This window comes from Bacteroidales bacterium (genome assembly GCA_013314715.1).
Lineage (GTDB): Bacteria > Bacteroidota > Bacteroidia > Bacteroidales > GWA2-32-17 > Ch61.
Genome location: JABUFC010000033.1, coordinates 1 through 15,017, shown reverse-complemented (window position 1 = coordinate 15,017; position 15,017 = coordinate 1). Strand labels below are relative to the sequence as shown.

At 36.6% G+C, this 15,017-nt stretch carries 7 protein-coding genes; 3 read left to right on the top strand and 4 right to left on the bottom strand.

Annotated elements, in window-relative coordinates; translation table 11 throughout:
* Positions 1-6: 6 nt before the first annotated feature.
* From HPY79_08635 to HPY79_08625, 3 genes are read left to right on the top strand one after another with little or no spacing between them, the layout of a single operon-like run.
* Positions 7-3,945, top strand: coding sequence for a lamin tail domain-containing protein (locus HPY79_08635; protein NSW45864.1), 3,939 nt, complete (start codon positions 7-9; stop codon positions 3,943-3,945).
* Complete coding sequence (gene rlmN / locus HPY79_08630; protein NSW45863.1) at positions 3,946-4,989, top strand: 23S rRNA (adenine(2503)-C(2))-methyltransferase RlmN; 1,044 nt, start codon at positions 3,946-3,948, stop codon at positions 4,987-4,989.
* A 52-nt stretch (positions 4,990-5,041) separates the two neighbouring features.
* The gene (locus HPY79_08625) at positions 5,042-6,610 is read left to right on the top strand and encodes a hypothetical protein (GenBank protein ID NSW45862.1); all 1,569 of its coding nucleotides are present in this window, start codon (positions 5,042-5,044) and stop codon (positions 6,608-6,610) included.
* 50 nt (positions 6,611-6,660) lie between these two features.
* Here HPY79_08625 and HPY79_08620 read toward each other — a convergent pair whose 3' ends face one another.
* The 4 genes from HPY79_08620 to HPY79_08605 form a co-directional block, all read right to left on the bottom strand.
* Entirely contained in the window at positions 6,661-7,566 is a 906-nt protein-coding gene (locus tag HPY79_08620) for a helix-hairpin-helix domain-containing protein (GenBank protein ID NSW45861.1), read from the bottom strand.
* A 120-nt stretch (positions 7,567-7,686) separates the two neighbouring features.
* Positions 7,687-9,486, bottom strand: coding sequence for a sodium-dependent transporter (locus HPY79_08615; GenBank protein ID NSW45860.1), 1,800 nt, complete (start codon positions 9,484-9,486; stop codon positions 7,687-7,689).
* A gap of 7 nt (positions 9,487-9,493) precedes the next feature.
* On the bottom strand, positions 9,494-10,573 hold the full coding sequence (gene fbaA, locus HPY79_08610) for a class II fructose-bisphosphate aldolase (protein ID NSW45859.1): 1,080 nt from the start codon (positions 10,571-10,573) through the stop codon (positions 9,494-9,496).
* Between the two features lie 88 nt (positions 10,574-10,661).
* Positions 10,662-14,939, bottom strand: coding sequence for a gliding motility-associated C-terminal domain-containing protein (locus tag HPY79_08605; GenBank protein ID NSW45858.1), 4,278 nt, complete (start codon positions 14,937-14,939; stop codon positions 10,662-10,664).
* Positions 14,940-15,017: the final 78 nt, after the last annotated feature.

Here is a 15,017-nt window from a genome sequence, read left to right as displayed (position 1 = left end):
ATTTTTATGCGAAAGTTTTATTTAACATCGCTTTTAGGTGTGTTTTATGTTTTTTCTGCTTGGGCTCAATTAGCTAATTGGCCATTAACTTCAGACGGAAACCCTGCTAATGTAGATGTAAATGTAACAGCTGGTGTTTTTAAAAAAGGGACGGGGCTTAATACGTTGAGTTTTGGAACCTCAGGTGCTTCTTGCTCGGGTTGGACTTCCAATACATTGCCCGATACTGCCGATTATTATCAAATCTCGATTGCTCCTAACACAGGTTATAAAGTTAAAATTACTACTATAAGTTTTGGTGAACGCCGTTCTTTAACTGGCATTCATGAATATCAGGTAAGAATATCCAATGTTGCCAATTTTGCTACTTATACTACTTTAGCAACCGTTACTGTTCCCGACGATGATTTGGAACGTGATGGCACGCTTACAGGGTTAAATATTATTGTAAATAATGGCGAGACCCTTTACATACGTTGGTATGGTTATCAAGCAGAAGGAAGCACGGGCACTTGGCGTATCAACGATAATACTTTGGCTTTAATCGGTACTGTAACTCCTGTCAATTTAAACGATAACGATAGTTATGCCTCTGAGCCAGTTACTCAGGTTGCTGCCGATACTATTTCGTCTGTTCGAACATTAGCCAATTTAGCAAAAAAAGTTTTTTCATTTAAAATAAATGATGTAGGTACTTCAGATGGTTTGCCAACTTATGTTTCGACTATATCCATTAAAAACGCCAATAGTGCCAATTGGCTTCAGATTTTAAAAGGAGCATTTATTAAAGCTAATGGTAATAATGTGAGTGCTACCGATACCACCATTGGGCAAGGTAGCATCAATTTTAGCTTTAATAGTGGCGATTTGGTTGTTACCAATGGTGGAAGTGTTGATATAGATTTATATGTCTTTCTAAAAGATTCTGCAATTGTTGATGGCACAGCATTGCAATTTATAATTGATGCCACCTGTTTTGATTCGTATTTATCAGGTTCAGGTTTTTCAACATCTTTTAGTGCTGTACAATCGAATATATTTACTATCGATGTAGTAGGGAAGAAAATAAACCTTATTGTCCAACCATCGTTAGTATTTCCGATGGTGCCTTTTGCTTTATCGTGCGAAGTTACCGATATAAATGGCAACCGCGATATTGATTTTTCTGCCAATATTCAAGCTCAGGTAACATTGGGTAGCGGACAATTACAGTCATCGCAAACACTTGTTATTGCAGCTCAAAATGGAGTAGCATCATGGAATGATTTAACTTACAATGCCGCCGATATATTCCAGATTATGCTTAGTGATGTAAATGCGCAATTAACTCCAGTATATACGAATTTTATTTATGCTATAAATGCTCCTACTGTTTTAGATGAATCGTTTATAGATGGAGATTTTAGTCAAAACCCGACATGGATTGGAAGCACCGGCGATTTCATTGTGAATACATCGTACCAGTTAGCTTTAAACACAACGCCCTCGGGTTCATCCAATTATTCATATTTATCTACTCCGGTCAAATTACCAACAGATAGTATAGAATGGCAAGCGTGGATAAATTTGAATTTTAGTCCTTCAAGCAACAATAATGCTAAATATTACCTGATGGCTGATAAAAGCGATTTAACCAGTTCTGCGTTAAAAGGCTATTATATTCAATTAGGCGAAGACGGTTCTTCGGATGCTCTTAAGTTGTATTATCAAGACAGCAGCACTCAAACATTATTGGCAACCGGTACCTTGGCTGCTATATCAAGCTCACCCACAGTGAGGATAAAAGTTATTCGCGATGCAGCAGGGTTATGGCGTATGTATGCTGATTATGTAGGTGGTTCTGCCTTTGTTTTACAAGCTACTGCTAACGATTTGAATTTTAACGACAGCATTGTGTTTACGGGTATAGTTTGCAAATATTCGTCAACCTATGGTACAGGAAAATTTTATTTTGATGATTTTTACACTGGTACGGTTCGTATTGATACTATTCAGCCAACCCTACAGGAATTAAATGTTTTAGATTCATTGCATATCGATTTGCTCTTTACCGAGGGAATTTCGTTGAGTGATGCTCAAAACGTAAATAATTATGTAGTAAACAATAATATTGGAGTCCCTGCAACAGCGGTTCGCGATAATATGAATGCGGCATTAATTCATTTAACATTTGCCAATCCTTTTATTTCGGGACAGCCATATACCATTGCTTTTTTCAATTTACACGATTTAGCAGGAAATCAAATTCCGCAACCCTTAGCTGAAAATTTTATGTGGTACTATGTTCAACCCTTTGATGTTCAGATTAACGAAATAATGGCAGACCCAAGCCCTTCGGTACAATTGCCCGAGTACGAATACCTTGAACTTTACAATCGTAGTTCGTATCCTATTCAGTTAAAAGATTGGACACTTACCATTGGAACAACCGCAAATCTTTTACCAGCATACCAATTACCTGCCAATGGTTATGTAATTTTATGCCATAGCTCTGCGGTAAGTGCTTTAAGTGTATATGGCGATGTTTTGCCTGTGATTTCGAGTACAACAGCTTTAACTAATAGCGGTACTTCGTTAAATCTTAAAAGCAATGATGGAAGAACCATTCATTATGTGTATTATTCGGATAATTGGTATCAGAGTAGTTTTAAAGATGATGGTGGTTGGAGTTTAGAACAAATAGACCCGATGAATCCATGTGGCGAATCAGCTAATTGGATAGCTTCGAGCAATGTAAAAGGAGGCACTCCAGGAACTCAAAATTCTGTTTATCGAAGCAATCCTGATGTTCAAATGCCTGATTTGCTAAGAGCCGCTTTAATAGAACCCGATACACTTATTTTAACTTTTAATGAAACCATACTTGATAATCAATGGTTAATACCTGCAAATTTTACTGTAGATCATGGTATTGGAAATCCTATTACGGCAAGCTTTATCAATAATGACCAGAAAAAAGTTTTATTAGTATTTCAGCAAGCCGGATTTATAAAAGATACCGTTTATACTATTTCGGTTGATGCCGGAATAAAAGATTGCGCTGGTAATATTACAAGTTCTACGCTTACAACCTCATTTGCAATTGGCGATAGTATTGTTCCGGGTAGCTTTATTATTAACGAAGTATTGTTTTATGAAAATACAGGAGGGAGCGATTATGTAGAACTTTACAATCCAACTCAACATACGTATAATTTAAAAGATGTAAAGTGGGCAGAAGTCGATAATACTGGGCAAATAACCGATTTATATGAAATTACGACCGAAGGTTTTTATTTGTTCCCTTACGATTATGTTGTGATAACTAAATCAGCTAAAGGAGTTACATCTTTCTATTCAACACCTTTTCCAAAGAAAATCTTGGAAATGCCTTCGTTTCCGTCTTTAACGTCAACTTCTGGGCGTATAACGTTTGTTAACAAAAGCTTCGAATTTATTGATGATTTTAGTTATACCGAAGAAATGCATTTTCAATTACTCAATTCGTTTAAAGGAGTTGCTTTAGAACGTATTCATCCCGAATTACCTACCCAAGATGATAAGAATTGGCATTCTGCTTCACAAAGTTGTGGTTTTGGAACTCCTACTTATAAAAATTCACAATACGCACATTTTGAAGATAATAGTGCCGAAATAACAGTTGAACCCGAGGTTTTCAGCCCTGATATGGATGGTCGTGATGATATTCTTAATATTCGTTATAAATTTTCTGAACCGGGTTATGTGGCTAATATTACTATTTTCGACGCCAAAGGAAGAGAAATTCGTCGTTTAATTCGTAACGAAATGTGTGGCATCGAAGGCTACTTTACGTGGGATGGCTTGACCGATGCTAAAACCAAAGCCGAAATAGGTATATATATAGTTTATGTAGAAGTGTTTAATTTAAATGGCACCACACATTCGTATAAAAAAACTTGTGTTGTTGGAGGTTATTTACGATAAATGATAAAACCTTTTCTTAGAAACATTAGCAAAGATGAGTGGTCGCAATGGTTGCTATCCATAGGCGAAAAAACATTTCGTGTTAAACAAATTGAAGAATGGCTCTGGAAAAAAGGCATCCACGAAATAGACGAAATGACCAATTTGCCAGAATCTTTACGAACAAAAATAAAGGAATCGTTTAGCTGGGACAGAATACGTTTATTGACCTTTCAAAAAGCTAGCGATGCCACACTCAAAGCAGCTTTCGAACTTTATGACAAACAGATTGTAGAAGGTGTTGTAATTCCATCTGATGAACGCTTTACTGCATGTATATCGACACAAGTGGGATGCCCTGTCAAATGTGCTTTTTGCGCAACGGGACAACTCGGTTTTATGCGTAATCTTAGCCATGGTGAAATATTTGACCAAGTTATTGACCTGAATAGCCTATCATTGAAGCAATTTGGGCACTCCTTGACCAATATTGTTGTGATGGGCATGGGCGAGCCATTGCTGAACTACGACAATACTATCAAAGCCATACATACTATTTGCAATAAAGATGGCTTAGGATGGTCGGCACAACGAATTACATTATCTACTGTTGGTATTCCAGAAGGTATTAAAAAGCTTGCTGACGAAAAATTGGGTGTTGAATTAGCTATATCGCTTCATTCGGCTATTCAAGAAAAACGCGAAACGCTTATACCATTTGCAAAAAAATACTCTCTCGAAAAGCTTTTAGATGCGTTGAAATATTATACACAAAAGACGCAACAAAAAATCACTTTTGAATATTTAATGCTAGATGGTGTGAATGATGGCGACAAAGATGCAAGGGCACTTATTCGTTATTCTAGCCATGTAAATGCAAAAATTAATTTAATCTCGTATAATAGTGTAGATGATAAGAACTTTAAATCGTCTTCAATCGAACAAATTGAACATTTTAAAACGTTGATAAAATCAAAGAATTTTATTGTAAAGCATCGTAAAAGTCGCGGTATAGATATTGATGCTGCATGTGGTCAGCTAGCAAATAAAATTTTAAAAAAGTAGGAATTTTGTATCGAAAAATATATCTTTGTAGCAAAAAGAAAATTTTATGGTTATGAAAAATATTTTAGTTTTTGCTTTTATTGTAATTTTTAGTGCTTTAACCTATGCTCAATCGGTAGAAATGGATTGGGGTAGTAATGTGGTTCTTGAAAAAAACACGTGGTACCATAAAGTTATTGGGCACGATAAGGATGGTTATTATGTCATAAAATCAAAATCACCAATAGAAATTACCGATGATAATACCTATTTAGAATACATTTCTTCTACCACGAATACCATAGAATCGACAAATCAAATCATTATGCCTAGTGTAAATGGCTTACAAACCCATTTCTTCGATATGTTTTATTTGAATCAGAAACTCATATTACTTACCTATGCTAATGTCAGCAGTCAGAAAATTCTATACATACAATATATAAATCAAGATGGAACATTAAAAAACAAACCTAAAGACATAGCAAGTATTCCATTAACCAATGCTCCTAAAGATATTTTTAAGGTAAAATTAATTAATGGGAAAATAGGCATTTTATACCACAATACCTTTGCATCGTACAATAATGAAGCTATATCATTTAAATTGATAAATTCCGATTTAAGTGAAGATGTAAATGTAGCTTTGAATTTTCCATTAGTAGGACGTTCATTTGATATTGTTCAATTTGATGCAGGCAAAAGCGGTTATTTATATTTTTTAACTAAATGTCTTCAAGTTGGCAAAAAGAAACCCGCAGCCGGAAAAACTGCTGATGAAAAATATGAATATATAATGTTGGCATATAATCCTAAGCGTAAAGAGTTTGCTCAATTTAATGTAAAAGCTGATAAATATGTGCCTGCCAATGCAATTTTTGGGTTAGATAATGAAGAAAATATATTCATAGCAGGCTTTTTTGCCAATAAAACAGTAAAATTTGCCAACGAATTTATGGGTGCTTACTATATGAAAATAAACCCCAGAACTCAAAAAATAGAGGTTATTGACCCCAAAAAATCTACTCGCGTGTTCTCTAAAGATTTTATGGCTGAATGCTCGCAAGAACGTAATGGCACTACACCCGAACAATATTATAATTACATTTTAAAAGATTTCCTTTTCTTCGATAACGGTGGCTTTGCAGTAATTGCCGAACAAGAATACACGGTTGGAGATGATATTGTTGACCCTGCAAGTAAGAAAGTAACCCATGTTGATAATTATTATTTTAACGATTTAATAGTTTTTGGTGTAACTAAAGAAGGTGTTTTGGCATGGAATATTCGTGTGGCTAAAAATCAATATAGTCCAGACGATAAAGGATTTTATCATTCCTATGTTGCCTTTTCTGAATCGAATAAACTAAAAATTGTTTACAACGACAATAAAGCTAATTTAAATAATAAAGTAGCTGCTAAAACAAAACCATTAAAAAATAATCCCGTTCTTCTTCCTAAAGGCTTAGCTACCATTGTTTCGATATTCCCAGATGGAAGCTACGAAAAATATTCTATGTTTAAAGATCAGGATGAAAAATATGTGATTATTCCTAAGATGATTTACAATACTGGTAAACGTTATGTAACGTATGCACAAGATGGTAAAAGCATAAAGTTTGGTTCGTTTACTTTTGAATAATAGTGGCTTATAGAATGTAAGCCGATAAAACTATCTGAAGGAAATTAGTTCTAAAACGCTACGTACCATTTTAATTTATTCCATTCGTCTTCAGATACAATCTGATGAATCAATAAATCATCTGCATTGTTTATTTTGCCCGTTTTTTTTCGGTATTGTAGAATGGCTTTGACAGCTTCTTTTGTAAAATAGGGATTTTGAATCAAGGTAGAATAATCGCCTGTATTGATGTTTACTTTTTTAATTTCAAATACATCTACGTATATATAAGGACTTATTTTTTCGTAAAGCTCTTGATTAAAGCCATAAATTTCTTTCAATTGTTCTTTGTTGTAAAATCCGCCTAATCGGTTGCGATACTTTATAATACGCGATGCAAAAGAGTTTCCAATCCCCGGTAATGCTATTAACTGATTTGTGTCAGCCGTATTTAATTCAACCATTTCAATCTTTTTTTCTGCTTTTTTTAAATATGGAGGAGTATCGTTTGATTTTGAATAGTTTTTTAGGTTTGTTGGGGTATCATTGGTGTTAAGCATTAAATATGGAGCAATGGCGTTGAAAATACTGTCGTTCATGCCCCATAATTTCTTTAATCCATCGATTGTTTTAAATTTGCCACCTTTCTGAGTGTAATTTATCCAAGTTTTTGCCAGATGTTCTTTTATGCCAAGACATCGTAAATGTTCTATTTGTGGGTGGTTAATATCTACAAAACAGGTATCGCGGTTATATGCTAAGGTGTCTTGTGGGGTATTTTTTATCTTAGCCGGATTATCTTCAATAGATGCATAAAACGTATCTATTTGTTTCTCAAATTGGCTATAGTCGTGTATATTAGGCTTGAAGAAATAATCTAACGAAGCGTAAGCAAACCACACCAATGCAATTATGATAAATAAAAAAAGAATTCCGTTTCGTTCTTTTCGTGTAAACTGAAAGTAGGACCTAAGCATCGTTAGAAGAGTCGTCTTGATTAAATTCTTTTTTTGAGCGTAATACTTTTATAAAAAAGTAAATAGTTACAACTGCAATAATGCCTTCAGAAACCAGCATAAAAATTAGTGCTTCCGTTGTCATAATAGGGTTTGTTTTTGTTTTTTATAAGCTTTATGCACCAACCATGCAATAAGTAAAAAGATTGTAACCAATAATAATCGCGAAAGGGTTATCCAGAGGATATGATTTACCACAAATCCTTGATACAAAGGATCGCCAGCTTTAATAGGCTGATTGATTTGTACTATCGGTTTGTCTTTTCCAGAAAGCTCTACAGAGTGGTTATTCCCTTGCGTGTCGGTAACGGTTATTTCGTTGGAGTTTATCTTGGTAATAGTGCCATCCCACTCTGCATAATAAGCATTAGCAAAATATTCTTTATTGTATCGAATGCTTTTGTTGAGAATTTTGCCTAATATCGATTCTTCGTGTAATTCATATTTTGAAGTGAATAATGTACTCCAATCATCGTTTGTAGGTCTGATGAGTGCCCCTAAAAACACAAGAATAAGAATAACAGGAGTTACAAATTTTAATATAAAACGATAAATGGAAGGAACTTTAATTTCGGCACCTGTGGTTAAAATTTTCCAGCCTTTATTTAGTCCAAATACCCAACTAAACAAAATAACTTCGAGCATAGCAAATACTACGAGTGTTACAGTACCAGCCCAATAGTCGTATTCATCAAAAACTCCATATTCAAAAAAGAAAATGGTGGGCAAAGCGAGCGTTAATGTTGCTAAGCCAAAGGCCAAAGCCGACTTTTTTCGTGTCCATGCAAATTCGTCTTGCAAAAATGCCATTACCGGCTGTCCCATGGCAAGGGCTGAAGTAATGCCAGCAAAGAATAGCAAACCAAAGAAAGCAGTGCCGGCTAATGCTGCTAATACAGGTCCCCATTGTGCAAAAAGGTATGGCATCGTTTTAAAGCCCAATCCTAATCCGCCTAATTGAACTAAATCCACAACTTTATCTATTCCAAAATAACCTATAGCAATGGGAATTATGATAGAACTACCAATAATAACTTCAATAAATTCGTTGGTCCACCCTGCTGCCATACCGTTTAGTGCTACGTCGTCTTTTTCTCGCAAATATGAAGCATAACACTGAATAGAACCCATTCCTACCGAAAGGGTAAAGAATATTTGTCCTGCAGCAGCAAGCCAAACCTTAGGATTGGCTAAAGAGTCGAAATGAGGTGTCCATAAAAAGTTTAAGCCCACTATTCCATCGTTTATCGCACCTTCATGACCTGCTTTTAATGTTAATGCTTTGATTGCCAAGAAAATACCAAATAAGATAAGCAGTGGAATACCGATTTTCGATGCTTTTTCGATTCCTTCGCTTAACCCTTTGCTAAGTATCCATACATTGATGCTGAGGCAAATTAAAAAGAAGAAAAGCGACTCATATGGAATGCCGGTTGTTGCGGATGATACATTGAGGTAATTGCTAAAAAAGCTTGCCACTTCGTGTTGATTCATGGACGAAAATGTTCCAGCTATGCTATGATATACATACGAAATAGTCCAGCTTTCAATATAAGAATAGTACGAAGCTATGGCAAGGTTAGTAAAAATTCCAAAAACACCAACATACTTCCATAACCATTTTTTATTCATGTTATGAAACATAAAAGGAGTGCTGTGTTTGCCAAACATGCCTCCATACTTACCAATAGACCATTCTACCCATAATAGTGGAATACCTAAAAGTAAGAATGATACAAAGTAAGGTATCATAAAGGCACCACCACCATTTTGAACCGCTTGAACGGGAAAACGCAGGAAGTTGCCTAATCCCACAGCATTACCTGCCATGGCTAATACAAGTCCTACCCGCGTTCCCCACTTCTCTTTAGATGACATGATATTCTATTTAGTTTCTATTTGTGCAGTTTAGATCTTCGAAAGCTATTTTAAGGCGTTCGATGATAGCTTTTTCGCCTTCGCGTAACCATGCACGGGGGTCGTAGTATTTTTTATTGGGTTTATCGTCTCCTTCAGGATTGCCTATCTGACCCTGTAAGTAATCTTTTTTCTTTAAATAATATTGATGAACTCCATCCCAGAATGCCCATTGAGTATCGGTATCGATATTCATTTTTACCACACCATACGATACTGCTTCGCGGATTTCGTCGCGGCTGCTACCCGAACCACCATGAAATACAAAGCTTACAGGTTTGGTGCCGGTATTAAATTTCTTTTGAATGTAATCTTGTGAGTTTTTAAGTATAATGGGTTGTAATTTTACATTTCCGGGTTTATACACACCATGAACGTTACCAAATGATGCTGCTATTGTAAATTGATTGCTTATTTTGCTGAGTTCTTCATATGCATATGCTACATCTTCGGGTTGGGTGTATAAACGAGAGTTATCAACTCCTGTATTGTCCACGCCATCTTCTTCGCCTCCTGTTACCCCTAATTCAATTTCGAGCACCATGCCTATTTTTGACATGCGTTCGAGGTATTTTTTGCAAATTTCAATGTTTTCTTTCAAAGGTTCTTCGCTCAAATCGAGCATATGAGAACTGAATAAGGGTTTTCCGTATTGTTTAAAATGTTTTTCTCCTGCTTCTAATAGACCATCTACCCAGGGTAATAATTTTTTGGCAGCATGGTCGGTATGAATAATAACAGGTATTCCATACATTTCAGCAACCTGATGAATATGCATAGCTCCTGAAATGGAACCGGCTATGGAAGCTTCTTGATGATCGTTGGGTAAGCCTTTGCCAGCGTAAAATTGACCACCACCATTAGAAAATTGGATCATCACGGGTGAATTTACTGTTTTTGCAGCTTCTAAAACTGCGTTGATAGAATTGGTTCCAACTACATTTACAGCAGGCATTGCAAAGCCATTTTCTTTGGCAATGCGAAATAATTCCATTAAGTCTTTGCCCCAAACAACACCGGGTTTAATTACGTCTAATACTTTTTGTGCCATAGTTATGATATTTTATTTTCAACAAAATTAGAGAATTCTCAGCTTATGAACAAAAAAATGACCATTATTTTCAAATTAAAAACGAATCTTACTTTTTAACGGTAACAATACCTTGATAGGGTTTGCGTCCGTTGTGAACATTTACGATATAAATAAAAGAGCAAGGGCTACATTCGTCTTTGTCTTTATATTTACCATTCCATTGATTGGTAGGATTGGCATAAGCTGAACCACTGCCAGAATAGGTAAATATTTTATTCCCCCAGCGGTTGTAAATTTCAATATCTACTTCCTGGAAATATTCAATACCTTTAATTGCAAAGTAATCGTTTACATTATCACCATTGGGAGTAATGAGTTCGGGTATTAACAAGCATTCAGTTTGTTCAGCATGAACCGTAAATTGAGCTGTCTGCTGGCAATTTTTGTTATCAGTTATAGTGAGTTCATAATTACCTGAGCCTATATTTTCGGCATTGACTAATGTTGTTCCATTAGACCAAAGATAGTTGTATGGAGCTTCACCTCCGGTTATAATAATTTCTATTTTCCCATCTTTGCCATCAATACAGGAAGCATCAACGATGTTTGAATGTACAACAATGGCTTCGGGTTGTTGAATGGTAAAGGTTTCGGTAAAACTACATTGATAATTGTCGGTAATTGTTACGTAGTAATTACCAGCCGTTAAAAATGCGATGGAATTAACATTTGTACCGTTCGACCAATGATATTGATAGGGTGCTGTTCCTCCTGTTCCGTGAATTATAATTAATCCATCATTGCCATTGTAGCATGATGCATGTTTTATAGAATCGAGGGTATAGTTCAACGCACTTGCTGGCTGATTTACTAAAATGTCGTTTATGATATAAGTACAATTATGCGAATCGGTAACGGTTACATTATAGTTTCCTGCACTTAAGTTAGTGGGATTATTTGTTTGGTTGCCATTGTTCCAAATATAGGTATAAGGTGATGTACCTCCAATAATTGTTAGTGAAATTGCACCGTTATTTCCGTTGAAACAAGAGACATCTTGAATGTTTGTGGTTCCGTTAAACGAAGCTGGTTGAGTTACTGTTGCTGAATAGCTGTAAGTGCAACCCATGCCATCTGTAATGGTTAATTGATAAGTTCCTGCAGCTAAATTGTTGATGGAACTAGTGGTTTGACCATTGCTCCAATTATAGGTAAACGGTAAAACGCCAGAAATAGATGATACGGATAATGCTCCATCGTGTCCTTCGGGACAATTGACTGAAGTAGAAACAATATTTATGCTGTTTATTTTGGCAACATTGACTGTTACGGTAGCTGTATCTTTACAACCCTGCGCATTGGTTACTACGACGGAATAAGTGGTGGTATCGCTTGGTGTTGCTAGGGGTGTAGCTGTAGTGGAGCTATTGAGTGTTGTAGTGGGGAACCATACATAACTAACGCCTCCTGAAGCATGCAGTTGTGCCGATGTTCCTGAGCAAATAGTGGTGTCGTTTCCGGCAATGGCAGTGGGCGATGCATTAACTGTAACCGTTACAGACGATGTGGCGGAACATTGTGTGCTAATATTTGTTACTGTAACACTATAGATAGTTTGACCAACATGAGGACTTACTGTTATGCTATTTGTTGTTTCGCCAGTATTCCATAAATACTGATTGCCTCCACTGGCAGTAATAGTAGTTGTTTCATTTTCGCATATACTTGTATTTCCGGAGAAAGTAATGGTTGGATTGGAATTTACAGTTACGGTATGGTTGGCAGTAGCGGAGCATTGGGTTGTATTATCGGTAACTGTTACAGAGTATGTGGTTGTTGTAGATGGTGATACATTGATGGTATTATTGGTTTCGGAAGTATTCCAAAGGTAAGTAGTACCTCCGGTTGCTGTAAGGGAGATGCTATTACCTTCGCAAACGCTGTTTGGTCCTGTAATTGAAACAGTTGGGAGTGGGTTTACTACAACTTGAATGCTATCGACTGTTTGGCAACTGCCGGCCGATACGGTAACGTAATACATAGTGGTGGTGCTTGGCGAAACATTTATGGATGCATTGTGGCTACCATTATTCCATGTGTAAGCATTACCACCGCTGGCAGTTATGGTAGTTGTTTGACCAATGCAAATATTGGTGTTGCCTGCAAATTGCACAACAGGTGCCGATACTACTTGGACAGTAATGGCTCGAACGGTAGAACATCCGGTAGTTGTATTGGTAGCTGTAACATAATACTGAGTTGTTCCCAACGGAGGAGATATGGTTATGCTGTTGGTATTGCTTCCTGTTGACCATGAATAAGTATCGGCTCCGCTGGCGGTAAGTGTTGTGGAGGTGCCTTCACAAATTATGGTGTCACCAGCTATATAAACGGTTGGATTAGGGTTAACGTTGATGGTATGCGATGCAGTTGCCGTACAACCGGTAGTTGTATTTGTTACCGTTACCTGATAACTTGTTGTTGTACTTGGGTTAACAGTGATAGAAGCATTGGAATTGCCATTGTTCCATATATATTGGTCGCCTCCGCTTGCAGTAAGGGTTACGCTAATACCTGCGCATGAAGTGTTATTGCCCGATATACTAGCTGTCGGTAAGGGATTTACGGTAACTTGATAATTGGCGGTGCTAGTGCAGGAATAGGTATTGGTAGCGGTTACGTTATAAATAGTTGTATTTACAGGTGAAACTACAATACTGTTTGTGTTACCACCATTGCTCCATATATATGAATTACCGCCACTAGCCGTTAGTGTAGTCGATTCTCCAACGCAGATGTTGTTATCGCCTGAAATGCTAACGATTGGAATGGGATTGACGGTTACGGTTACCGAAGTGGGGTGGCTTGGGCAAGTCCCTACGTAACCTACAACAGTATAAGTTGTTGTATTGGTAGGACTTACATTGATAGAAGCGGTTGTTTGACCAGAATTCCATGAATAACTTGTACAACTTCCGGAACCATTAGAGCCTGAAGCTGTTAATGTGGTGTTTTGTCCCTGACAAATGGTAGCAGCGGGTGGGGTAATGCTTACTAAAGGTGTATCGCATGGAATAAATTGGCAATCGGTAACCATGGTGTCTATGTTAAAAGCTGTAACGGTAATGGAAGGATTTCCCGATGAAGCTCCTGTAAGGTAAGAGCCCGAATAGTTAGTTGAAGTTAGTGTTATGGTGGTGGTTGAAGAGTTAAAAGTGCTTTCGTAGCAGCCCGTACTTCCAGATGAATTGGCTTTTAAAAGATAATATGTATAATCAGAAGCCATAGTACCGAATACCCAACCATTATCTAATGTTTTTTGTCCATCTATATTAATAGGAAAAGAAAAGTTTCCGGAATATGAGTATCCTGAAAGAAAATTGCCTGTTGCATCGACATCAATTTTAATAATGTTTCCACCAAGAAAGATATCGCCACCTAAAATAGAGTAACCCGAAGTTAATGGCAAAATTTTCATTCCCCAGTCGGTGAGACCATAGTTATATTTTTTGCAGAAATTTTGTGTTCCGCTACCGGTCATCTCCATAAAAAATAGATCTTGTCCAATAGCATTATAGGTTGTATAACCGGTGAGATAAAAATTACTACCGTTTTTAATGATGTACTGGGCAACTTCGTCTTGATTGTCATCGCCCATAGTATAACCCCATGTAAAAGATCCATTGGTTGCAATTTTAACAACTAAAACATCTTGCGTAGTGTCGTTTCCACTATTAAAAACCTGATTGGTGTAGCCAACTGCAATAAAACCGTTTCCGGGGTCTTCGACTACATCGTTAAAAACATCGTCGGCATTGAATGCGTTGTTGTTCCATGTGCCTCCCCACGAAAGTGTTCCATTATTGGTAACTTTAATGATAAAAGCATTGAGTGAGTCGTTGGCTGTTTGACGAATGTAGCCACAAGCCACAAATCCGCCGTCGGAGGTTTCTTTTATAGAGTTTAAATAATGACTGGTGCCACCGTTGTTGTAATTTTTAGCCCAAGTAAGATTTCCGTTTGCATCTAATTTCATTATTAAAAAATCTGTCTTTCTGGTTCCGCAAGCCACATATCCACCATCGGAGGTTTTTATTAGTTTACCAAGTTGGTAATAATCTGAGTAAGGAAAAAACAAACTTCCGCTGTGATAGGTTTTTGCCCATTGCACAACTCCCGTTGAATCAACTTTTACTAAATCGATACCATAGGCACCAATATTTACATCGTAGCCTGCCATGGTGTAGCTTCTATCAGCATTTTGTATGACAGAAGTCAAAAAATCGAAAGTGTTTCCAATGGCATACCTTTTTTGAAAAGTAGTTTGCCCTTGCAAAAAAAAGCATGTTCCAAATAAAAGAATAACGGCTGCAATTGTTTTCATATTATATTCATTTTTAATGAGGTAAATCTATTTAAAAAAAGTTAAACATGCAAATAAATATTAAGAAAATATATAGTG

Excerpts from the sequence above, each read along its gene's own strand:
- HPY79_08635 (NSW45864.1), top strand. The coding sequence starts at position 7 with ATGCGAAAGTTTTATTTAACATCGCTTTTAGGTGTGTTTTATGTTTTT.
- HPY79_08620 (NSW45861.1), bottom strand. The coding sequence starts at position 7,566 with ATGCTTAGGTCCTACTTTCAGTTTACACGAAAAGAACGAAACGGAATT.
- HPY79_08625 (NSW45862.1), top strand. The coding sequence starts at position 5,042 with ATGAAAAATATTTTAGTTTTTGCTTTTATTGTAATTTTTAGTGCTTTA.
- fbaA (NSW45859.1), bottom strand. The coding sequence starts at position 10,573 with ATGGCACAAAAAGTATTAGACGTAATTAAACCCGGTGTTGTTTGGGGC.
- rlmN (NSW45863.1), top strand. The coding sequence starts at position 3,946 with ATGATAAAACCTTTTCTTAGAAACATTAGCAAAGATGAGTGGTCGCAA.
- HPY79_08605 (NSW45858.1), bottom strand. The coding sequence starts at position 14,939 with ATGAAAACAATTGCAGCCGTTATTCTTTTATTTGGAACATGCTTTTTT.